This window comes from Entomomonas sp. E2T0, from assembly GCF_025985425.1.
In the GTDB taxonomy this organism is placed as follows: Bacteria; Pseudomonadota; Gammaproteobacteria; order Pseudomonadales; family Pseudomonadaceae; genus Entomomonas.
Window position 1 is genome coordinate 379,960 of the sequence record NZ_CP094972.1, and the last position, 23,707, is coordinate 403,666.

At 35.2% G+C, this 23,707-nt stretch carries 18 protein-coding genes; all 18 read right to left on the reverse strand.

The annotated features are described in order from the left end of the window. Positions 1-382: 382 nt before the first annotated feature. On the reverse strand, positions 383-592 hold the full coding sequence (locus MTZ49_RS01890) for a hypothetical protein (protein ID WP_264746729.1): 210 nt from the start codon (positions 590-592) through the stop codon (positions 383-385). A 575-nt stretch (positions 593-1,167) separates the two neighbouring features. After that, a complete protein-coding gene (locus MTZ49_RS01895; protein WP_264746730.1) occupies positions 1,168-1,686 on the reverse strand; it encodes an Hcp family type VI secretion system effector in 519 nt (172 codons plus the stop codon). 336 nt (positions 1,687-2,022) lie between these two features. Beyond that, a complete protein-coding gene (locus tag MTZ49_RS01900; RefSeq protein WP_264746731.1) occupies positions 2,023-3,048 on the reverse strand; it encodes a serine/threonine protein kinase in 1,026 nt (341 codons plus the stop codon). After that, positions 3,045-3,764: a PP2C family protein-serine/threonine phosphatase gene (locus MTZ49_RS01905; protein ID WP_264746732.1), complete on the reverse strand. Its 720-nt coding sequence runs from the start codon at positions 3,762-3,764 to the stop codon at positions 3,045-3,047. The genes MTZ49_RS01900 and MTZ49_RS01905 overlap by 4 nt, the downstream gene beginning before the upstream one ends. 2 nt (positions 3,765-3,766) lie before the next feature. Beyond that, positions 3,767-7,348 (reverse strand): type VI secretion system membrane subunit TssM, encoded by a 3,582-nt coding sequence (gene tssM / locus MTZ49_RS01910; RefSeq protein ID WP_264746733.1) that lies wholly within the window; start codon positions 7,346-7,348, stop codon positions 3,767-3,769. 14 nt (positions 7,349-7,362) lie between these two features. Beyond that, positions 7,363-8,232 carry a type IVB secretion system protein IcmH/DotU gene (gene icmH / locus MTZ49_RS01915; protein ID WP_264746734.1) on the reverse strand — a complete coding sequence of 290 codons (870 nt, stop codon included), beginning with the start codon at positions 8,230-8,232 and terminating at the stop codon, positions 7,363-7,365. Positions 8,233-8,249: 17 nt separating this feature from the next. Then, the gene (gene tssK, locus MTZ49_RS01920) at positions 8,250-9,581 is read right to left on the reverse strand and encodes a type VI secretion system baseplate subunit TssK (RefSeq protein WP_264746735.1); all 1,332 of its coding nucleotides are present in this window, start codon (positions 9,579-9,581) and stop codon (positions 8,250-8,252) included. A gap of 20 nt (positions 9,582-9,601) precedes the next feature. After that, on the reverse strand, positions 9,602-10,111 hold the full coding sequence (tssJ, locus tag MTZ49_RS01925) for a type VI secretion system lipoprotein TssJ (RefSeq protein ID WP_264746736.1): 510 nt from the start codon (positions 10,109-10,111) through the stop codon (positions 9,602-9,604). A 12-nt stretch (positions 10,112-10,123) separates the two neighbouring features. Then, positions 10,124-11,344: a type VI secretion system-associated FHA domain protein TagH gene (gene tagH / locus MTZ49_RS01930; protein WP_264746737.1), complete on the reverse strand. Its 1,221-nt coding sequence runs from the start codon at positions 11,342-11,344 to the stop codon at positions 10,124-10,126. Between the two features lie 171 nt (positions 11,345-11,515). After that, positions 11,516-13,003 carry a sigma-54 interaction domain-containing protein gene (locus MTZ49_RS01935; protein WP_264746738.1) on the reverse strand — a complete coding sequence of 496 codons (1,488 nt, stop codon included), beginning with the start codon at positions 13,001-13,003 and terminating at the stop codon, positions 11,516-11,518. Between the two features lie 8 nt (positions 13,004-13,011). Continuing rightward, on the reverse strand, positions 13,012-15,747 hold the full coding sequence (gene tssH / locus MTZ49_RS01940; RefSeq protein ID WP_264746739.1) for a type VI secretion system ATPase TssH: 2,736 nt from the start codon (positions 15,745-15,747) through the stop codon (positions 13,012-13,014). A 12-nt stretch (positions 15,748-15,759) separates the two neighbouring features. Next, complete coding sequence (tssG, locus tag MTZ49_RS01945; protein WP_264746740.1) at positions 15,760-16,794, reverse strand: type VI secretion system baseplate subunit TssG; 1,035 nt, start codon at positions 16,792-16,794, stop codon at positions 15,760-15,762. Positions 16,795-16,813: 19 nt separating this feature from the next. Next, positions 16,814-18,610, reverse strand: coding sequence for a type VI secretion system baseplate subunit TssF (gene tssF, locus MTZ49_RS01950; protein ID WP_264746741.1), 1,797 nt, complete (start codon positions 18,608-18,610; stop codon positions 16,814-16,816). 27 nt (positions 18,611-18,637) lie between these two features. Next, positions 18,638-19,060, reverse strand: coding sequence for a type VI secretion system baseplate subunit TssE (tssE, locus tag MTZ49_RS01955; RefSeq protein ID WP_264746742.1), 423 nt, complete (start codon positions 19,058-19,060; stop codon positions 18,638-18,640). 13 nt (positions 19,061-19,073) lie between these two features. Beyond that, on the reverse strand, positions 19,074-20,552 hold the full coding sequence (tssC, locus tag MTZ49_RS01960) for a type VI secretion system contractile sheath large subunit (protein WP_264746743.1): 1,479 nt from the start codon (positions 20,550-20,552) through the stop codon (positions 19,074-19,076). Then, complete coding sequence (gene tssB, locus MTZ49_RS01965; RefSeq protein ID WP_264746744.1) at positions 20,552-21,094, reverse strand: type VI secretion system contractile sheath small subunit; 543 nt, start codon at positions 21,092-21,094, stop codon at positions 20,552-20,554. The genes tssC and tssB overlap by 1 nt, the downstream gene beginning before the upstream one ends. A 45-nt stretch (positions 21,095-21,139) precedes the next feature. Further along, positions 21,140-22,729, reverse strand: a complete 1,590-nt coding sequence (gene tssA, locus MTZ49_RS01970) for a type VI secretion system protein TssA (protein ID WP_264746745.1) — start codon at positions 22,727-22,729, stop codon at positions 21,140-21,142. Positions 22,730-22,958: 229 nt separating this feature from the next. Further along, positions 22,959-23,318 carry a hypothetical protein gene (locus MTZ49_RS01975; protein ID WP_264746746.1) on the reverse strand — a complete coding sequence of 120 codons (360 nt, stop codon included), beginning with the start codon at positions 23,316-23,318 and terminating at the stop codon, positions 22,959-22,961. Between the last annotated feature and the right edge of the window lie 389 nt (positions 23,319-23,707).

Below are 23,707 nucleotides of genomic sequence, written 5' to 3' on the forward strand. Positions count from 1 at the left end.
TTGGTTCTATCATACTCTAGATTTTTAATAAAGGCATCTATTTGAATAACTACAAAAGGATTATTTTGGGCAATGGCTGGATCTTTCAGCTCACCATAAACCCAATAGTGGTGTTCAGGCTGTTTAGGGTCTCGTGGTTTTTCTTCAGTAATTTCCCAACCTTAAGCTCCAAGGTATAGCCTTTTTTAAAGTAATCGTTTGATTTACAGGTGTACCTTTATATCCTTTATTAACAGTTGGCATACGGTTATGTACTACAAAGTGGAGAGATATTATTTCATGTATAAATTACATAGGCGATATTGGATTGATCAGTAAAACGAAAACTATTTTTATAGCATAGTCTTCATTACCATTATCATTAATAAAACGCTTTAATACATCATAGATTTATTATATCGTCGCATTGGTTTCTGGTAAATCCCCATTTGGCTTTACCCAAATTAGACATATAGTCACGACCATCTTTTCTAATAAATGCTTGTTGTTGGGGATAGTTTACGGTATAGGCTTCATCTAGACGTTTTTTAGCATCTTCAATATCTTTATTAGTAATAATTTTATATTTAGAAACTTCTTCTCCTTTTGCCAATGTTGATGGTCTTTTAGTTCTGTTCGATATATTTGCATGCATTGTCTTTTTAGTCAAAATGGGGCATCTTTTTAGTATCTAAATAATTGGTGCTGCACTGGGTTTGACAAAACTTCTTTATTGCAATTCCATAGAATGAATATTTCATATTATAAAGCTTATTAATATTCTTTTTGCTTCTTTCAGAATGAATTAATAATAATTTTCAAAAAAAACACAAGATATAATATTTAAAGTAATGATTTTTTTTGTTTTAAACTCTAACTTTATTTCAGTTCATATTTTTCTCAAATATGTAGGTTCAATAATGTTAGGTATTTTACTCAATCTGCCAAAAATAAAACTCTGACTAATAATAGATTTACTTACATTAGCTCTTATATAACCAGATCTAGATGCTAATAGCTCTACTTCTCATAGTATAATCTTTCATCCATTAGCCACTTAACAAACATCACTCTTTGAGTACATTTAATTAAACTATATTGGCCACAACAGAAAACCCTCTTACAGTTAAATTAACTGCAAGAGGGTTTCTTCTGGAGTTTAGCTCTATAGAAGTACTATTCTGACAATTAAGCAGAGATAGGTGCTCTCCAATCGTCTGAACCAGAAGTACCTGCAACTTCGTGAGTCCAAATGATTTTACGATAAGTCATATACACATCTTCTAAGTGAGTGAAATGAGACATCGCAGGATCTTGACAGTTAGGCATATATGCTTTTACGTCTACGATCACAGCATCTTCTAATTTAACTGTGAAATAATGTTCTTGTACACCAGCTGAAGAAGTTCTGTACCATTTAATAGTACATTCGCTTAAACGCTCACCTGAAGTTAACGCATTGAAAATCAATGGAGAAGCTTTATCGTAAACTTTAGTGATCATTAATGGCTTGTGTACACGTTGACCTGTAGGTTGACCTGATTGAGGGTCACGTGGAATAATAATTTCATGACTAAACGCTTGAACAAGTGCTTCGTCCTCATGACCTTCTTGATAGATGTTACCTACTGAGTCTTCAGTAAAAGTACCAGCTGTAATTAAACCTTGCTTAGTTCCTACTAGTGTTACATACGCGGGAGTTGGCATAGTATTCTCCTAAATTAATTAAAATAAAAAATAAAAGTACTTGTTTTTGAATTAAGGGTACTATGTATAAAGCAAAGCTTATGCCATATTTAAAAATTAACGATTAAAAATATATAACACAATGATAATTAACAATAAAAAATAATTTTAATTTATCAAATAATAAATAAAGAATATTTTTTACTAAAACTCACTATAAATTAATGAAAAATTGAGCAATTCTTTTCACATACTGTACAAAACTTTGCTCAACACATTAAATATAATATTTTCAATAAGTTGTATAGAAAATAAAGCTATTTATAAAAATAACGTGCATCTTATTGCACAACTGCATTAAGACCAAAAAAAGAAATGTTTAGAAGTAGATTGAAAAACTTCTTTAAGCTCTTCAGCAGTTACAGTTCTTTCTTGTGGTTTAATTGCTAAACCACAAGCTAATGCCTGCCATTGTTTTTTTGATAAATCTTTAGGCTTAGGTGGACTAACAGAATATTTAGTTTTCTTATCAATATAATAAGGGTTTTTACCTGTTAATAACTCATAAATTATGCAACATAAGGCAAATATGTCTGTTTTTGTTGTCAATGAAATATCCTCAAGTAATTCAGGAGCAGCATATTTGGGTGTCCATGCATTAAAACGGTTTCTGGATATTTTAGGTAATCTTGCAAGCTCCCCTACTAATACCTGACCTAATCCATAATCAAATAATATGCACCCTTCATTAGTTAGCATAATATTACTTGGCTTAAGGTCACCGTGAATAGTATTGTGTTGATGGCTATAACACATTGCATCAATGATCTCTAACAGCATGGGTTGTATTTTTTTAAAATTCCCCCCTAATGGATTCTCCATCAACCATTGATCAAGTGTTAAGCCTTTTAAAAACTCTAAAGTTAAAAAAGCACGTTCACTTTCAACATCGATATCAAATTGATAGGCTTTTACGATATGTGGATGGTTTAAAGAGGTAAGTAAAGCATATTCACTGTAAAGTAAGTAACTTGCATCAGCAAAACCTGCAAACTCTTCTTTAAACATTTTTACAGCGACATAAGGGAAAGGATGTTTAAAGTGTGCTGCTAACTTATCATAGGCACGATATACAACAGCCATACCACCAACACCTAAAATACGTTCAAGTTTATAACGTCCAGCTAATATATCAGGTAACGCTTTGGCCTTAGATTCATCAGTAGCTATTACTGACTGTTTTGCATCATCTTTGCTAATAATAGGACTTTCAATAATAGATGAAGAATCTATTACACCTTCATCAGTATTTTTATTTACTGACTCAGTGTCTAAAATTGGCTTATCATTAGCCATTGCTGTTAATTCGCTTTTCTCATTCATGGAACGACTATAATAGCTGTTAAATTATCTTTTGCTTCTGTAGCTAACACGTCATGAAACAATTGCTCAATGGCCAAATTAGGTGATGCTTTACTCATTGCTTGATAGAGCTGATCATAACTAACATACTGATAAATTCCATCTGAACAAAGCAAGAATCTATCACCTTCGGTGATTTCCATCTCTACTATTCCCAGACTTAGTTCTTCATCAGCACCAATTGCTCTAGTTAAAGCAAAACTACCTTTTTGCTGTTGAGCCTCTTGCATAGAAAGTTGTTGCTCATCCATTAACTCTTGCCAAACCGCATGATCTTTTGTAACTTGATAGATATTGCCTTTTCGAAACAAATAACAACGACTATCTCCAGCCCAAATACAAGCCATTCGATAATCTTCTATCAATAAAGCAACCACCGTTGTTCCCATTATAGGTGGTAGCTGCCCTTTAACAACAGTTTTATCCTGTTGAGTCAGTTGCTTATTAACAAACCTTAAACTACGCGTTATTTGTTTTACACGCTCATCAAAATCCTGAGCCAACTCAAGATCAGCTAAAGCCTCAACCACCATACGGCTAGCAATCTCTCCGTTATCATGACCTCCCATACCATCAGCAACAGCCCAGATCTTTCGATCTGGGTAGTTGATAAAAGCATCTTCATTTTTTTCTCTTACTTTGCCTTGATCTGTCCTTGCAGCACTTCGTAATAACATTGCTATAGATTATCCCTTAGAGCAAATGCACGATATATTTTCACATCAAACGGATTAGGTGAGCGTTGTGTTGATAATAAGTAGTTAGCATATTTACCATCTACGTTAGTTTTTAGAATCATCACATCACGTCCAGAAGCGTAAGATATTTCCATTTGATCAATAAATCTAAACAGTGACCAAGCGCCTGGCTCAGTTTGATATAAAGTACGATTACCTGATAAATCCTCAAACTTCTCAGATACTACACTGGTATCCGCATTCTCTGTTGGCCACGTAAAGCGATTAGATAAAATAGGACCATGGCGATACTCTATTTTTTGATCTCCAATTTGTAAGATCACTCGGCTTAAAGTCACCTCTAAGAAATGCGGTTCAAGTTTAAAACTTACTGTTGGGTGTTCTGGGTTTTCGCTAAACAAACCACCCTGAATCACACGAACAACTCTAAACTGAGCTAATGAGGCACTACTAATAGGTAAACCACGACCATCAATTGTTTTCACTTGATAGTAACTACCATTTGTTGACACAAAAGGCTTTAAATTACTTTCATAGAAACTATCCATGATGCCGCCTACTTTAAAGAAGCGAATAAAGTCAGACATAGCCACATCCGTATTAGCTTTTCCATTAAATGGATAACGTCCTCTAATAGAGCTGTTGTAGTATGTATACACATTAGCCTTATAAGCTTGGTTAATGTAGTTATAAGAACTTGCTAAAATGATACGCCAGTTATCATCCGCTATTTGGGTATACCACTTATCAAATGGTGCAGGTAAACGCTTAACAGCATTTTGTACAGCCGATAGTGCATCTTGCTGTCCTTCCATTCGATCTTTTGCCCATGCTAACGCTGCTTGTTCTGGAGCACTATCTCTAGAAAGCATTGATACTTTTTGGTTAAGATCATTCAACGCTTGAGAGGCAGCTGCATAGTCAGAACTAGGTGAACCATCATCTAATAATAATCGATGATAGGGTGTAAACATTTGCACCATCCGTTTCTTACCTTGCTCAGGTACAGCCGCTGCAGCTAATTTCTTCGCGCCATCAATACCAGCATTAACACCTTTAATCGCTGCCTTCTTAGTGGCTTGTTTAGCCATTTGTTTAACAGAACTATTAGTATTAATTGCACCTGTTTTATCAGCTATAACATCTTTATCATCTTCGTCAGGTTCAGGAACAATACCTGGTAATTTAGTATGCTCTTTAATTTCACCCAGCAATAATAAGAATGGACTATTAGCTGCTGTTAAACCTGTTAGCTGTGAATCACTCTCAGGGAAAGAGTTAACATTAGCCACTTTCAAGCCACCAATTGTATTGCTCCATTGATCTGTATAATCAATAAAGTATAACTGTTCTACCTGTACCAATATTTTTTGTAACTCAGCAGGAGATAACGTATCAGCACTACCTAATACCCAATTATCCCTTAATGTCTTGGTAATAAAATCTAATGCTTTCTTAGATAAGAAATATTGATTATAGCCAGACTTAGTAAAGAAACCTGCTATCTTTTTATCAGCCCCTTTAATCAAATAGCCTTGTGAACCCAAGTGTTGCGATAAAACATAATCAGGTAATATTTTTGCATCTTGTTTCATTGAATTGTAAACAAGATTAGCTAAAGGTTCGTTACTTAGAACACGTCTAGCCTGTGCAACCAATTCATCATTAATAGGATAAACAAAATCTAGCGCCAATAATCTATTAAAATGACCTTCTAAATCATCTTGTAGCTCTGTATTATTTGGATAGATATTAGCCCAATAATCAGTCATTGTTGCTGCCAAATACTCTTTATCACGATGTTTTTCATAATTTAACATGAGATAAGCACGTAAACTATTTAACAGTTTCTCTCTATTAGTAAAATTCGATCTAATTTGTGCTTCTAACTGGCGAGCTACAGCTGGCAACATTTGTTTTAATAACTCATCATGATAAGTTATTAAAACAGTAGGTGTTGTTTTTTCACCTTGATAAAGCCCCAATTGATGGGTTACTGATAAATCTTTATCAGTAGGAAATACTTTATATGCTTTATAACTAGTATTTAGCACAGACTCTAGCTGTGACAAATCACCTTTAGGAATTAGCTCAGTGTGCTGTTTAGCTAACAATACACCTAACTCATTAGTTTGCTTCAAATAGTTATTATTAGCAGAAAAACTATATCCCCAAAGCAATCCAACCCCAGCTAAGGTAGCTACTGAGCCAATATATAAACTTCTTTGTTTCCAGCTAAGACGCTTTCTTTCCGTTTCATCGAGTGTCGCTAATTCTGACTCAGGGAAAATAACAGAAGTAAACAATTGATAAAGGAAACGAGGTTTACCTTGACGATAAACAGGCAATGCTTTACTAGAAAGTCCTAAATTTCTACCAATTCTAACTGTATGTTCATCAAGATGTTCTGTCACATGAGGGGCACTCATGAAATAGAAACCTCTTAGATGACTAGCCTCTTGATAACGATTACCTGTAGTTGCCAGTTCAATAAATAAACATAGCTGCTCAGCAATCAAATTAAATTGGTAAGGAAAATCTAATATTTTGCCACGACGTTGAATATCACGCTCTTGATGCAAGTTATTAACAACTTGTTTATTCAAACGTTCCAATAATCTTTCAAACTCAAAACGAGTTAGATCAGCACTGACTACTTTCTGCTCTTTAGTAAAGGTTACTCCCAATACTTGGGCACTTTCCTCTTGGGAAATATTATCAAAGAACTCATTAAAACCAATAATATGATCAGCTTTACTAAATAAAATATAAACAGGACATTCTGTACCTAAACGCTGTTGAATATCATGTAACCTTGCACGTGTTTGACGAGCAATACGCTCCAAATGAACCTCATCATGACTTAACAAGTCATCAACAGGCACATTTACTAACACACCATTTAGTGGTCTGCTTCTTTTACGACGGCGTAATAAATTTAATAGTGTTAACCAACCTGCATTATCAACTTCACTATTTTCTTGAGAGAAATAGCGACCAGATGTATCTACTACTACACCATTCTCAGCAAAATACCACTCACAATAACGTGTACCCTCGATATTTTTAGTGAGACGCTGCTCAATTTGGTTAAGTGGAAAATTTAATCCAGAGAAATCTAAAATACTCGTTTTACCACTAGACTCTGGACCTATCAATAAATACCAAGGTAAATCATGCTTCCAACCTTGACTTCTGCCTTTATAAATACTCGACTTCTTAAGAGTCTGCATCGCCTTTTTATATAAGGAAGTTACAGCTTGGCGTTCTTCATGTATTTTTTCTTCAACAATTAACTTTTCCTGAGCTTGATCAGAAGTAAGTTTTTTCTTTTGTTTTGCCGTTTCTCGCCAATTTAGAAAAACTAATAACAATCCCCATAATAGGAAAATAATACAAATAGTCACTAAACGAGATGTGCTTGATTCCCATGGTTTTGATTCGCCAAAACCAAAATAAGGAAATAAGAACCATACAAGCAATGCTAAAAACAATGCAATACACAGTGTCCAAACCCATCTTTTTTTGAAAAAAACAGCTAATTTTCTAAAAAATCTTTTCATCGAAAAGTCCCTTATCACTGTGTGTTATTTTTAGTTTCTGAAGTTAAAGTAGTATCTAGTGTATGGTAAGGTTCTAATGACTGCTTACGCTCTTGATTTAGTACAAAGGCAAAACCAGAATACATAATAACTAAACAAATAATAGTAAAGATAACTACCATCCACCAAGGCACAATTTTAATCAAACCTCTACGATATGGTTGCAATCCTTGCCATTGTGGAGATAAGGCCTTAGGTACATCACCACGCAACTGCTTAATTTGGCGATATAAACTATCTCTAATAGCCTCTAGTTCAAGTGTTCCACGGTTCATTACACGATATTTACCTTCAAAACCTAACGATAAACAAACATAAATTAATTCAATTAAAGGTAAATACTTAACAGGATTACGAGTAATGCGATCTAATAATTGGAAAACTTTTTCACCACCAAACGTTTCATTATGAAAAGAAGCAAGCAAGCTATATTTTGCCCAAGCACTTTCCACACCCCAACTAGTACAAACAACTGCCTCATCTAATACCGTACACATTACATAACGCGCACTCATCACTTGGCTATTTTCCACACCACTTTGTAAGGCTATACGCTCAAAACGTTTAATCGCTTCAATATAATTATGTTGTAATGACTCTAAATCTTCAGGTGGCGCATTATTACGTAACCGTACCACTTCAGAAAGAATATGAGCACCAGCTGAAATCAGAGGATTTAATCCTACAATGTTTTCGTCAACTGGACGTAATCTTGCTGCAAACACCATTTTGTCATCTAGTGAAGCATAGTTTGGCGCATCAGAAATATCAGTTAATAATGGTACTGAACTGGTATTGCTGTCATTAAATCTACTACTAATGACCGTTTTATCATCTCTTTCCATATACTTTCTTCTCTGATTTAGTTACGAATCGCCCAGAATTTAAGATCCAGATTGTCAAAGCTACCCGACACATGGAAAGCAAAACCACCTGAACTTTCAAATTGGGCAAGATCATCAGAACTTAACTCTAAAGCAAAATAAATTTTTCCAGAATGGAACGGTATTTGTCTAGGCGCTACTGGTAATGACTTCACCTTAACACCCGGTAAATGCAAATTCACTAACTGACGAATACGTTCTACAGGACCACACTTCAAGTATGCAGGTAAATTTTTGCGTAAGTACTCAGGATCACAAGAAGCACTCGCCGCCAAGATAAACTTCGAATTACTAAGCATAGTATGATCGTGTAATGGTGATACTTGAATACCATAAGCACGCTGTTGTAGCAGCAGCTCAATAGCGTGCTGTTCAAGTACCATTGACAATACTTGACGAAGTCTTTCCATTAACTTTCTATAACATAATCCTTGATCACTATGCATATAGTAGTAATCGATACTTGGACGTTTACTTTCACTCGCATAAGTAGCTAATTCACCATATAGATAAAGTAACTCTTTATAGACATCCTCTGGATGTGCCTTATCTGCTCGTAAATAATGACGCAATAGAGGTTCAACCCGATTAATTAATTGCAACATTAACAAATCGCCTACTTCCGCACTTTGTGTTTTACCACTGGCGTTAATTCTTTCTGCTAAACGATCACCACGATGCACTAACATACTGATCACCTCTTTTAGAGATGACAATAAAACTGAAGAGGCATGTAAATTTAAATAAGTAGGCACATACTCACTATCTAACACAATCGTTTTGTCAGAACTACAATCTAAAATATGACATATTTTCAAACATACAAAGGCACTGTTATTCTCTTCGTCACCTAGAATCAATCTAAAATCAGGCTGACAACAGTTAATCATAATAATATTAGAATCAGCAGTATTTGAATCAACCACTTCAACTTCACGCATTACATAACGAGCTAACACGTCAGTTTGTGAAGCTTCTCTGGTTTCAATATGGTTATCTGTAGTTAACGGTAATGCCAAATAAACAGGTTTATTGTTTGTATTAGTAGGAATATCTAAAGTTAATGGCTCTAATTCCTGTCTAATATCAAAGAATGAACCATCAGGTAATACCCCTTTAGCTTCATTAACGACAATCTTTCCCATATTCAAATACTGGGGATCTATCTGCAAAGAAATAAATCCCCATGTATTACTGGATGATAACTGAGTGCGCACAGCTAATTGATGATTATAATACCTGTCACTGTGTTGAAAGTGCTGAGGTCTTAATAACATCCCTTCTCGCCAAACTACTTTTTGGATACTCATAATAATAATGCCTACCTCAATTATCTTTCATTCATTGGCAAAGTTTCGTTAACTTTATAAGCTCTAGGGTCTGTATTCTGATAGATACCATCGCTTGTTAACACCACATTCACATAAAGCTTTTCTTTTGGTACAGTTTTAACTACATAACGCCAAGTAGCTGTTGATAAATCACGGTAAGCAGCAATAATACCTACATACTGGCTGGTTTCTGCCACACGGTAACGTAAATGTATTTTTTGTCTAGGCGTTAACTCCATTTCCTCAACAGCAACTAAGTCCTCACCTAATACATTTTTTGCATCATTATATAAACTAAAAAAATCTGCATTGGTGAAGTTAACTGCATTTTTTAATTCAAAAATGCGTACAACCACTGGTGAAGGTCTGCCTCTTAAATCTGGATTAAGATAATCACTACCGTTTAAACGAATATTAACTTTAGTAACATCTGAGTAAGGATTCATCCAAGAACAACCAGACAATAAAACTGCCATCAACAACAAGCTTATTATTCTCAATTTTGCCATCTGTATTACTCCTTAATCATCATTCAATGAAGCTAATAAACGCACTTGCTCTTCGTAATAGGTGGTGAAGTCTTTGCTAAATAAACGATCACTCCACTCTGCATCTTGTTGTAATAAGTTATGGTAACGACAATAGGTACGCCATTTCCAAGCACTACCTTTGATCACTCCCTTATCACCACGTTGCTCGAACGCTAAAATTAATTGTGCTGGTGAGAACTGGTGAATAACACTACGCACAGCACCACGACAAGCGGCTAATAAAGCGACTTGATGTGCTTGCAAATCCCTAAATGCACGATTAATTGCTTGTTCTGGGGTTAATTGATTAGGGTTATGCTTTTTCAATAAATCATTAATAGCACTTTCTGCATCAACTGTATAACGTAATGGATTATTACCTGTTGCTTGCACTGTAGTAATAGGCAACCGTAACTCATTTTTCAAATCAGAACGTGTCCGCAAACTTTGTTGGATACCTGCAATACATTGCTTAAACAGTTTAGCCGTATGAATAGCTAACTGCTCTCTTTCAGTCTCATCTAACTTTGCTATATCAATCCCTAACTCTGCTGCAAACTTATCCCAAAAATCACTAGAAAATTTAGTTGGTGTAGCTGGCGGTGGTACATATACAGGAGTTGGTGTAGCTTTAACTGGTTCAGGCATTTTATCCTCTACTAATTGAGGAATTTCTAAACTTTCAATATCAACCCTTGCATAATCCTTACGCTGCTCACCATCCTGTTGTTCGTTGGCTTTCATAAAGTCTGCTAATTCATCCATATCCACATATTGGAATGGCTGTTGCTCAATCGCTTTAATTGGATCCAAATCTAAGAAAGCATCATCAGGAATAATACTACCTGCTTCCACAGACTTTCCTACTACATTTTCAAATACTTCAGGATCATAAACTAAACGAGCACGAATATCATAATCTCCCATTGAAAACACAGCACCGTGCTCAATAAGAAATTGTTCGCCAGCAGGTAATCTTGAACCTGTATTTTTTAGAATAGTGCCATTACTACTAGTATCAGTAATATAAAACTGATTATTTTTAGTAGTAATCAATGCATGATGCCCTGACACATAACGCTTTGGATCAGCAATAATCCAATCACAATCAGGCGCACGACCAATCACCCCACCCGCACTTTTAAACTCTTTACTAACGACAGTATTATCAGCAAACTGCTGATCACTGATGATCTCTAAAATAAGTTCCACAATAATTACCTTTATTTTGTTTTGTTATCAATGACTATAGGTGGCTGACCGATAGATCTATATCTATCATCACTCGTTTTGTAATTACCAGCACAACCACTGATAAAAACACCTAATAACAACAACATTATCAATTTATTAATAGTAACCATTGGATCTATTACCCTCTCATTAAACCAAAAATTCTTCTTTTGATATATTTAATTTCTGCAATTTATATATCAGCGTACGCCTTGAAATTCCTAATTGTTTAGCTGTTTTAGTCTGATTTCCTTGATTACTTCGTAAGCTTTTCACTAAGTGCTCACGCTCATAATTAGCAACACTGTCTTTAAAGTTATTATCCTGATCTTTTCGCTGTTTATTAACGTCCAATTGTAAATATTGATCTTCTAACAACTCATCATCTGCCAATAAAATGGCTCTTTCTAATAAACCTTTTAACTCACGAATATTTCCTGGAAAAGAATAACTTAATAATTTATCCATAAAATCCTGAGTTACAACACTTCTCTTTCTATCTAAAAACTGACAGGTCTTATTTATAAAAAAATCAACCAACTCTACAATATCATCATCCCTATCTCTTAACGGGGGTAACTCTATTGGGAATTTAGCTAAACGATAATAAAGGTCTTCTCTAAAACTTCCCTTACCAATTTCATCTAATAAATGACGATGAGTCGCAGCAATAATACGTACATTTACTTTATACGTTTTACTACTTCCCAATGGCCTTACTTCACTCTCTTGTAATACTCTTAATAATTTTGCTTGTAACACTAGTGGCATATCACCTATTTCATCTAAAAATAAGGTACCACCATCTGCTTCTCTAAACAGTCCTAAATAATCTTTATCAGCACCAGTAAAAGCCCCCTTACAATAACCAAATAGCTCACTTTCCAATAAAGCTTCTGGCATAGAAGCACAATTCTGTACAATAAAAGGCTTACTCTTTCTTGAACTATATTGGTGAATAGCTTTAGCTACTAATTCTTTCCCTGTTCCTGTTTCACCTGTTATTAAAACAGTATAAGGAGTATGTAACACTTTGCTAATCAATGAATAAACTTTTTTCATTGCTTGGCTACTACCCACTAAACCATAGTGCTTATTAGTTATTGCACTTTCCTTCTCTACTTTTAGAGGCTGCTGTTGTTTAACCTGCAATGTTATTAGTCGATTATACTGAATTAACATCAATCGACAAAAAGATTCTAAAGAAGTTAGCTTATCATGCCAGTCTATTACTTTATAACCTGCACAAACTAATAAACCATAAATATGCTGTTGCTTATTCAATAATGGTAATACTAATAAACTGCGCCAACTCTTTACAGTACTCTGTGGTAAAAAATTATGCTCTAATAAAAGGCTATTTATGTCCTCTGAAATAATTGACTTATTCTGAGTTAAACAATATTGCAGCAATACATCATTGTAATAATCACAAGAGATATCTTGCTTTAATAACATTTTACCTGCAAAGGATTGTCCGTAAAGATTTAATTTAGTTTTACTTTGATCTAGCAAATATAATTGTGCTAACTCTGCTGATGTTAATGTAGTAGCCACAGCAAGCACACAAGCAATTAAATCCTGTGTACTTTCCGCCTCAATTAAAGAGGAATAATATTTGGCCGCTACATTATCCATAACTAATCTCAATAAAACTCACAAACTACAGCTTTATCTTCTCCTACCACAATATTGACACGTTTTAACTCTTCCTTAGTTGCCATTGCTGCCAGTAAACGATCTGTAATATGAGGCACAATATATTGATCTAATAATGAATCAATAAGACGTGCACCACTATCACTGTATGTACAACGCTCAGCCAACACATCAACCAAGGCTTTATCATAAGTTAATTCTAATTTACGCTGTTGCATACGATGAGCTAAACGACCTAATTTTAATTCAATCAACTCATGTAACACTTCACCATCTACAGGATAATAAGGAATAACCTTCATCCGTCCTAATAATGCAGGTTTAAAATGTTGACTGAGGGCTGGTCTAATTGCATCTTCTAACGCTTCTGGCGATGGACGAGCACCATCTTTACAAAGTGCTACAATCCGATCACTAGCAAGATTTGAAGTCATAATAATAAGGGTATTTCTAAAGTTAATTTCTCTACCCTCACCATCATTAGCTATACCTTTATCAAAAATTTGATAGAACAGATTCATTACATCTGGATCGGCCTTTTCGACTTCATCTAATAAAATAACTGAATAAGGTTTTTGACGTACTGCCTCAGTTAACATGCCACCCTCACCATAACCCACATAGCCCGGTGGAGAACCGATTAAGCGAGAAACCGTATGCTTCTCTTGGAACTCTGACATATTAATAACTGTTAAGAAACGATCACCACCATAAAGTAAATCAGAGAGCGCCAGCGCTGTTTCAGTTTTACCTACACCACTAGGACCAACAAATAAGAATACACCAACAGGAGTTTCTGGACGATTCAAACCAGCAGCAGAAGTACGAATAGCTTTATCTAAGGCTACAACTGCTTGCTCTTGTCCACGAACTCGCTCTCTTAAGTCTTCAGCAAATTGCATTACCCGTGCATTATGCTCTCTAGCTAACTGCTCAACAGGAATACCAGTCCAGTTACTAATCACTTCTGCTATCAATCTTGGACATACTTCAAAACTAACCAGACTTTCTGTTTCCTGTGCTTTATCAAGTAACTCATGAGTCTTGTTAAGCTCTTCTTGAACTTGCTTTAATTGTTCAGCCACTTGCTCAGGAGTTACTTTTACTGTGACAGCCTCTATTACTTCCTCAACAATATGCTCACCCTGCTCTGTAACTTCCTCAACGATAGTATCTGTTACTTCTGTAACAGATACTTCTTGCTGTTCATTAACTAACTCAAGCTCTAAATCAGTTTTGACTTTCTGCAATTGGCTATATTGTTTTCTTAAGCCTAATAGTTGTTCCGCAAGCTCTTTTTGATGTTGCCACTGTTCGTTTAATTGCTCTAACTTAACTCTATTTTCAGTTAAAGTTTTTTCTAGTGTATCAAGCACTTCTTGATCAGTTTTAATACCTGCTAACTTATCACGGGTTAATGCTTCATATTGTCTTTCATCAATAGAAATACGATTACGTAGTGTTTCAATTTGCTCAGGTGCCGAAGCCAAACTAATTTTCACTCGCGCACTGGCCGTATCTAATAGATCAACTGCCTTATCAGGTAATTGACGACCTGCTAAATAACGAGCGGACAACTCTGCTGCTGCAACCACTGAATCATCTCTTAAATAGATGCCATGGCTGTGCTCATAAACAGGTGCTAAACCACGTAAAATAGTCACAGCTTCTTCAATAGTTGGTTCATGTAATTGTACTGCTTGGAAACGACGGGCTAATGCAGCATCCTTTTCAAAATACTTTTTATATTCAGACCATGTAGTGGCTGCAATGGTGCAAAGCTCACCACGTGCAAGTGCAGGTTTTAATAAGTTTGCAGCATCTGAGCCACCTGCATCTCCACCTGAACCAATCATCGTATGCGCTTCATCAATAAATAGAATAATGGGTTTAGGTGACGCTTTAACCTCATCAATTAAACCTTTTAAGCGACGCTCAAACTCACCTTTCATACTAGCGCCAGCTTGTAAAAGCCCCATATCTAAGGTTAACAACTCAACATTCTGTAAGATTTCAGGTACATCGCCTTTTGCAATACGAATCGCCAATCCTTCTACCACAGCTGTTTTACCAACACCTGCTTCGCCTACAATAATAGGATTATTCTTTCTACGGCGTGCCAAAATATCGATCATTTGACGAATAGCATCATCACGACATAACACAGGGTCTAATTTATTATCACGTGCCAACTGAGTAAAATTATGAGTAAACTTCTTCAAAAATGATTCAGCACCTTCTCTAATAACATTAGCAGAACTTTGCTGTTCTACTTGATCTGCCAATACAAAATCTTTAAGACGCTGCTCATCAATCGTAGAAAGTAGCTTGTAATATTTAGTTCCTACATAACGCATACTATTGCGAAGAAACGCTAAAATAAGTGCAGCCTGATCTACATAATTTCTTTCTAATTCTAAATTAGCTAACAATAGGGCATCTTGTAACCATTGTACTAACTCAACTGAGAATACTGGATTTTGTGTTTCACTTGATTCTGCACGTGGCTGCAATACAGAGAGTAATTCACCCAATTCAATTTCAGCATCTATGATCGCTTTATTAAGTAAACTTTCAGGTGTAGCTAACATGCTAAGTAACATGTCTTCTATTAATACTTTACTTCCCCCTCTTACTACACAACCCTCAGCAGCTTTTTCAAGTTCTTTTCTAGTTTGAGCATCTAATGCCTGGATTAACTGTTGCAAATCGATATTAATCATCAATAATCCCTTTTACATTTGGTTCTTTAATAAAATTTCGCCATCAGCCATTTCTTTGCCTAGCCAACTTGTCCAACCTAGGAGACACTCACTCTCATCCCCTATTGTTAAATCTCTTATCTCATCCTTTAATAATTGCAACTTAATGTCGTAATCTAAAGGATCTCGCAATATAAAGCCAACTAGTGTGCTCAATTGACCATACTCTTTATAAATCGGTAAAAACTGATGGAAGCGATCCCATGTTAATTTCAAAATATGAATCCGAAACTTACCACCTCTATCACGCACCTCAGTACCTATTACGAGGGTATCTCCCATTATACTGTTACTTAAACCCAACCGATTTAGTTGATCCTCGGCAATACTTACTCTACGCTCAATACATTGCTCTACAAAAATATCTGAATGTTTAAAGTAATACCTTAATACCGCCTCAACCAATACTGCTGAATGTGCCCGTAAACTAATCATTCCCAAATAAGGCAATAATCGTTTCCAATTTAAATTATCTGACTTTCTTAATGCATCATGCCCTAGGCCTATTAATGAAAACAACTTTGCTGAAAAAACATCCATTGCACCTGACTGATAAAAAGCGTAATAACGATATTTTTTCCAAATAGGCAGTAATAATCGCTGTAAGCGATCATTAAAATAATTTAAAAAATCCCTTGTAGTATTATCTTCCTCTGTACTATCACCAAGCGCTTGCTCACCATAGAAAACTGGCATTGGCGAATTAGCACCAATTAATCCCAATGGATTAATCCGCATTTTTACTCGAACTTGTTCGTTCTCAATAAAAAATTCAATATATTCAATATCACAGGTAGGAAATCCCAAACTAGGATTCGCTACAAACTCAATACGCTCGTACAATTCTTCATCAGTAACCGCATCAGATGTAATACTACGCAGATAATCTATCGTTAATAGCACACCTTGAAATAACGAGTACTTTCTAACATTTTGCTTATGCCATAAAGGCAATATGGGAAGATATTCTTTAACATTTTCTCGATAATAAATATTTTTAGCAGTCATGCCCTTACCATTCCTAACATCATAATAAGGCCTGCTGCCCTATACGTAATGGCCATTTATAAGTTTGGTTATGAGTACTATGTACTACGAGCTCATGGAATGAATTTAAACTCACATAGAGTACAAAAAACTCATTCAACATAGACGCAAACAAAAATAAATCGCCATCACCAATATAACCTTCTGGATTGATAGTTATTTCTGTTCTAATACCACGTAAAGGTAATCCTTTATGTAATCTATCAACAGGCTTATATTTAATATCTTTTAAACCTGCTAATAATCTTCGACTAACCCGTTCTTTTTGCTGATCGTAATAACGCGGAAAATCATAAGTTTCTAATACAACCTTTAAAGGCTCCACATCCGCTAACGATAAATAGTTCAATGACATATTGCTGATAATACGCCATAAGAAACCAGTTTCTATCGGTGGTGTATAACTTGCGGTAGGTGGTACAATATTTCTAAACACTAAATTATCAGGAATACTTTCGGTTGCTACACAAATATCACCTACCCTTAATTGTTTAGGAAGGTTCTGGTTGGTACAACTTAAATCAATAGATAGAGTATCTCCTGAAAAAATAGTGCTATCTTTACTAGCAAAACGTAAATAAGTATCTAACCCATCATGGGTGATAGACTTTTCCTTTCTAATAAAGTAATAAGGCTTTACTTCATCTACATCAAAGCTAGCATCATGTTCAAAAGATTCAAAGGGTACATATTCTTTATACTCACTACGAGTATTACTCCAACCAACCACTTTATCTACCGAAAATACCTCATAGTGCCCTGGTGTATTAATGCTTGGTAGAATATGGTATTCATTATCAGTACCCGTAAAATTAATAGGCATCGCACTATGTGAAAATAAATTAACCACAGGTGTACAATATAACCGAATATTTTCCGTAGTCGGTTGGATCCGTTGCATATTAGCTTTACGAATATTAAAGCGAACCATTACCCCTTTTGCTCGCTCTAAAATATCCTCAGGCAATGTCTTTAAAACGTTTAGCTTTTCAAGATCAACAAATAAAAATTTATCTTGAAAAGCAAAATATTCTTGAATATAGCGATAACCACGAAAAGTATTAGCAGGATAAGGTAATAATGCCTCATTTTCAGCATAACCCACTGCCTTAATATTCTCAGGACCTATTGTTTTTGCCCCTAGAATATTGCCATTACTATCAGTAAAAGGCTCCCCTTTTTCATTTAAAGGAATCAACTGAATATCTTCAAGATGGCGTAATAAACAAAGGTATAACATTTGGCTAATATAACGCTCACCAGCCAAATGTAGCCTTAAACTATCGAGTGGGGCACCAATTAAATCACCTTCACCATTCAACAGTAACTTTAAGCTAAAAATAGCCCCACCATTTTTAATGGCGTAATCCACACTATCCAATTGTAAGGCATATATTTTTGTTTCAAAGCAAGTTTGAAATTGACAAACTGTTCCATCAACAGGAACTGAATTAATCATTGATTGTCGAGGTAACGTTATACAATCCTCTGTTTCTTGCACTGCATCAAATTCTACGATGCTAAATGCAGGCAATGACCGCATATAGTTTGGCCATAACAAGTTCATTAATGAATGGGCTAATTCTGGCAGCTCATCATCCAAACGTTGTCTTAAACGTCCAGTTAAAAAAGCAAAACTTTCTAATAAACGCTCAACATCAGGGTCACGACTACCATCACCAATGAATGGAGCTAACGCAGGATTTCTTTGCGCAAACTGCTTACCCATACGACGCAGGGCTGTTAACTCTTGTAGGTAATAATAATTAAACGACACTGAATGAAACTCCTTAGAAACTCTCTATTAACTATAATAACGTTTCTTTATTTTCACTTGTCCTGAACCATTTAAAGCAGCAGAAAAAGATACTTCTCTTTTCATGCCTCCCACCTCTATCATTCCCTCAATAGTAAAAGATAGGTTTAATGGGTCATGGGTCCTAGGCAAAGGAACTACCCTAACTTCAGATAATCTAGGTTCATAAGCTTCTACAAACCGTTCAATCGCTGTTCGTGACTGTTGTAGCGAGTCATGTAACGACAGATTTAAATCATTTAAGTCAGGCAAACCATAATCAGGTAATGTTTGTACACTACCTGCTCTGGTACTTAACATCTTTGCTAAATGATCAGCAATAGAAAGAGTAATGGCAGTCTCGTCATCAAGCTTTTTTCTGGTTTCAGGTACACCTGCTAATCGCTCAAAGAGACTACCATATTTACTCATTCCATCACCCTCATTATTCCTTATCCAATTTACCAACTAGAGATAAGGTGAAATCCGCACCCATATATTTAAAGTGAGGACGAACATTAACAGTTACACGATACCAACCTGGTTCACCCTCAACATCAGTCACAATAATTTGTGCTGCACGTAGAGGACGACGACCACGCACTTCAGCGCTTGGATTTTCTTGGTCAGCAATGTATTGTTTAATCCACTTATTAAGTTCACGCTCAAGATCTGTACGCTCTTTCCAAGAACCTAATTGTTCACGTTGTAATACTTTCACATAGTGAGCAAGACGGCTAATTACGAATAAATATGGTAACTGGGTACCTAATTTATAATTAAGCTCTGCTGTTTTACCTTCTTCACTAATACCAAAGAATTTTGGTTTTTGCACAGAGTTAGCTGAGAAGAATGCTGCATTATCACTACCTTTACGCATGGTTAATGCAATAAAGCCAGACTCAGCTAATTCATACTCACGGCGATCAGAAACCAATACTTCAGTAGGAATCTTAGTTTCGATTTCACCCATACTTTCAAAATGATGTAATGGTAAATCTTCAACCGCACCACCACTGCGTGGACCAATAATATTTGGACACCAACGGTATTTAGCAAAGCTATCTGTTAAACGTGTAGCAAATGCAAATGCTGTATTACCCCATAAGTAATGCTCATGATTTTCAGATACATTCTCTTTATAACAGAAGCTTTTCACAGGATTTTCTTCTGGATCATAAGGATTACGTAATAAGAAACGAGGTAATGTTAAACCACAATAGCGTGAGTCTTCTTGCTCTCTAAAACTTTGCCATTTAGTAAATAAAGGACCTTCGAAGTGATCTTTCAAATCTTTCATATCTGGTAAACCAGTGAAAGCTTCTAAACCAAAGAATTGAGGACCAGCTGCTGCAATAAATGGTGCATGAGCCATACAAGCTACTGCAGAAAGATACTGCATTAACTTAACATCTGGCGAACTCGGGCCAAAATAATAATTACCAACAATAGAGCCTACTGGCATACCACCGAATTGACCATATTCAGCTGTATATACGTGCTTATATAAACCAGATTTAAAGATTTCAGGTGCATCTTCAAAATCATCTAATAGGTCTTCTTTAGAAACATTTAAGATTTCAATCTTATTGTTTTCACGGAAATCTGTACGATCAACTAATAGTTTTAGACCACGCCATGTTGATTCTAAACTTTGCATCTCAGCGTTATGAAGAATTTCATCCATTTGGCGGCTTAATTTCTCATCAATTTCACTGATCATACGATCAACTAATGCTTTCTTGATAGGTTCATTTTTATTTTGAGGCTTTAATAATTCCTCAATAAATACAGCAATCCCCTGCTTTGCAACGTTGTATGCTTCGTCCTCTGGGGTTAACTTAGTTTCTGCAATGATACGATCAAGAATACCAAGCTCGGTAGCGACAGACTTGGACTTTGCTTCTTGTGAGCTAGCACTCATTATTTATCTCCTTTCTTATCTTTACCAGAGTCTTTTCCATTAGCCGCAGCTTCCGCAGCTAAACCTAACTCTTTAAGCACTTTGTCACGAGAGTCATCATCAGATAACACACTCTCAATTGCTTTACGGAAAGCAGGCGCATTTCCTAATGGACCTTTCAATGCTACTAATGCATCTCTTAACTCCATTAGTTTCTTAAGCTCAGGCACTTGCTCAACAACACTAGCAGGATCAAAGTCTTTCATATTCTTGAACTTCAAGCTCACTGCTAATTCGCTATCTGGATCTTCATTTTGAAGACGATTCGGCACTGATATATTTAAATTTAAATTCTGTTTTTCCAATACATCATTAAATGTATTTTTATCAACACTAATCGGCTTTCTTTCTTCTAAAACACGATCATCTGGGCGATGAGTGAAATCACCAAGCACCATAACTTTAAAAGGAATTTCAATTTCTTCTTGAGCATCCCCTATTGCAGGTTTAAACGTAACGTTAATCCGCTCTTTAGGTGCTACTGAGCTTTCTTTCTTAGCCATAAATCTCTCCATTGGTTACTAAACTTTGGATAAAAACCAATAAAATTATTGACCTTCATCCACAATTAAATCCATGTCCAAAAAACACAGTCTTTTATATAATCTCTCTTTTGACTCTCTTACTTGCTGTGATTGTGGTAACAGCTCACAACACTTATATAACAAGTAAACTACTTCTAAAGCTAATGAAGGCTCCCACTGCTCAATTCCTAACTGATGAACATGTTCATCTAAATTTTCCAATTGAGTTTTTGCTAACTCATACTTCTTATTAGCAAAACAGAGTTTAGCCATACATAGCTGCCAGAAGAACTTTTCTCGCCCCCCAGTAGCCATCTTTAAACCAGCTACTAATGGTGCCATTGACTCTTTTAAACCTTCTCGTGACAAGTTAGTAATACACTCCTGCAACACATCGTCCCAAGCCTCTTGACCTGTACCTCCTGAAACAATATGCGCATTAATATGCCCTGCTTGATTACTTAATCGTGGTAATACATGGTCATTAATCCAAGCTACTGTAGTTTCACTTGCAAAACCTGTATTATCGTGAAACTTTAACTCTGTAACACGAGGAACACGTTGCAAAAATAACGCTAATTGCACCTCTAGCTCCAACATAGCGGCATCCATACGAAGAGCATGCAAACATTGCCAAACTATATATTGTCCATCTAACCAAAAAGGTGCTTTTGAAATGCTTATTTCTACATCTGTTATCAAATCTGAATAACGTCCTTGAGCTAGCCTCTCTTTATAATTATTTACTTTATCTAGAGGTACTGGACGTAATGTAGTTACATCATCTTTACTATCAGGTAATGCCTCTATAGCAATCCATAGTAAAGTACGATTTAAACGTAATGCTTTAATATCAGTTGGTCGTTGGTTTAACCACCATATACAAAGTGTTCGACCATTATCTTGTAAATTGCGTAATAACTTACTAGCATCCCGCTCATTATCTAGTGTAGTAATTATTGATTGAGGAGTTGCTGTACCTGTAACTATTTCTTTAGCTTGTGTAATAACTTTTTCTACTACACTTTTAGACTCTTTATCTTTATCAACTAGTTGAGTAGTCTCTGAAATCATCCTTTCGATGCGGCGACAAGTAGGTAATAATAAAGGGGACTTATCCTGCCACTTATCTGTTAAAAACGTATCTAAACGAATTAATTCTTCTAATAATTTTTCAAATAAAGAAATTTGGTCTTTAACATCTATAGACTCTTGAAAAAGTTGCTCTAACCTAGAGCTTAACCACTCAACAGCCGACATCTTTGTTCTTTGCTTAGTAGGAAATATATCATCCCAACACTTAGCAATTAATTCATTGAGAAAATAAATGCCCGCATGCAATCCAGTAAAAGAATCTGTTTTAAAAAGTCCCCAAGAGAACCAAGCAAGCACTCGTATATCTTTTGCCTGAGAAGTTAGTATTTTTTCACTTAACTCTACTACTCTCTGCCAATCCGTCCCTGTACTACTAAAAAGTGAGGTCGATCCTGACAACATACTTTCAACTTCTTCGAAAGCAGCAGAATAACGAACATCTTCACCTACAAAGCTATCACCATTAATAGCCTCTAATAAAGATGAATAATTTTTTAGTAAGGGGTTAACAAAAGACATCTTTACCCTGCTTCCCTGATAAATAAAGATTATTGATTGATAACCAAGATCATATTATTAATTTTATGTATAGCAACATGGCTTAATACATCAATTTTGTATCTATTATAATTTATATGTACAGCTATCATATAATATATCCTTTATTGACCACTATAACTTCATGATTCTAAAAATAATTATTCATTACTTAATTATTTTCTTAAAACCATACCTTACCGCTAAACTTTCATTTTTTTTGTTTTAAACTATTACTAACAGGGCAAGTATTCAAACCCTTATAGCCAAAAACAATATTCTTCCTATCTGTTTCAAACTGAACATTACAACAAACAACTTCAGGTTTTAAATAATATGTATCATTATCTCTAATCCCAACAGAAGATTGCCCCGTGGTTTTGCATTGATGCCATGTATAGCGCTTATAATCAACCCAATCTTCAATCACATCAGGATTTCTACCAAACCCATCAATAACTACTAATATATGTTGTCCTTTTAAATGAACGAACTCATCTTGTTGTGGTTTATTCCATAGACTACAAGCAGTTAATACCAATAACATATTAATACAAAATAACTTACTCAAAAGATAGAGCATCTTCCTAGGTTGCGTTGCTATTCCATTATTAATATCAATCACTACTACTCAACCATATTTGAATAAAGTTATTACTAATATATTCCATATGTCAGTGCTACTATGAAATTCAACCATTCAACTATTGTTTAATTTCCTTAAATTTCCATTAGACAATAGGCTTAACTATTTTGTAATAGTATATCCTTACTTTTAATAATAGTTCCACACTTAAATTAAATTTTATTAATTTAAGTTAACAAACCAGCAAAAAAGGTTACCTAAATATCACAACATCAATTACCAATCCCTTATGACAACAATAGAATAAATACCTTAATTATTCCTTAAAATGAATCAAATTGACTATATTTTCTTTATAAACTTCCATCATCTAA

Excerpts from the sequence above, each read along its gene's own strand:
- MTZ49_RS01895 (WP_264746730.1), bottom strand. The coding sequence starts at position 1,686 with ATGCCAACTCCCGCGTATGTAACACTAGTAGGAACTAAGCAAGGTTTA.
- MTZ49_RS01900 (WP_264746731.1), bottom strand. The coding sequence starts at position 3,048 with ATGAATGAGAAAAGCGAATTAACAGCAATGGCTAATGATAAGCCAATT.
- MTZ49_RS01905 (WP_264746732.1), bottom strand. The coding sequence starts at position 3,764 with ATGTTATTACGAAGTGCTGCAAGGACAGATCAAGGCAAAGTAAGAGAA.
- tssM (WP_264746733.1), bottom strand. The coding sequence starts at position 7,348 with ATGAAAAGATTTTTTAGAAAATTAGCTGTTTTTTTCAAAAAAAGATGG.
- icmH (WP_264746734.1), bottom strand. The coding sequence starts at position 8,232 with ATGGAAAGAGATGATAAAACGGTCATTAGTAGTAGATTTAATGACAGC.
- tssK (WP_264746735.1), bottom strand. The coding sequence starts at position 9,581 with ATGAGTATCCAAAAAGTAGTTTGGCGAGAAGGGATGTTATTAAGACCT.
- tssJ (WP_264746736.1), bottom strand. The coding sequence starts at position 10,111 with ATGGCAAAATTGAGAATAATAAGCTTGTTGTTGATGGCAGTTTTATTG.
- MTZ49_RS01935 (WP_264746738.1), bottom strand. The coding sequence starts at position 13,003 with ATGGATAATGTAGCGGCCAAATATTATTCCTCTTTAATTGAGGCGGAA.
- tssH (WP_264746739.1), bottom strand. The coding sequence starts at position 15,747 with ATGATTAATATCGATTTGCAACAGTTAATCCAGGCATTAGATGCTCAA.
- tssG (WP_264746740.1), bottom strand. The coding sequence starts at position 16,794 with ATGACTGCTAAAAATATTTATTATCGAGAAAATGTTAAAGAATATCTT.
- tssE (WP_264746742.1), bottom strand. The coding sequence starts at position 19,060 with ATGAGTAAATATGGTAGTCTCTTTGAGCGATTAGCAGGTGTACCTGAA.
- tssC (WP_264746743.1), bottom strand. The coding sequence starts at position 20,552 with ATGAGTGCTAGCTCACAAGAAGCAAAGTCCAAGTCTGTCGCTACCGAG.
- tssB (WP_264746744.1), bottom strand. The coding sequence starts at position 21,094 with ATGGCTAAGAAAGAAAGCTCAGTAGCACCTAAAGAGCGGATTAACGTT.
- tssA (WP_264746745.1), bottom strand. The coding sequence starts at position 22,729 with ATGTCTTTTGTTAACCCCTTACTAAAAAATTATTCATCTTTATTAGAG.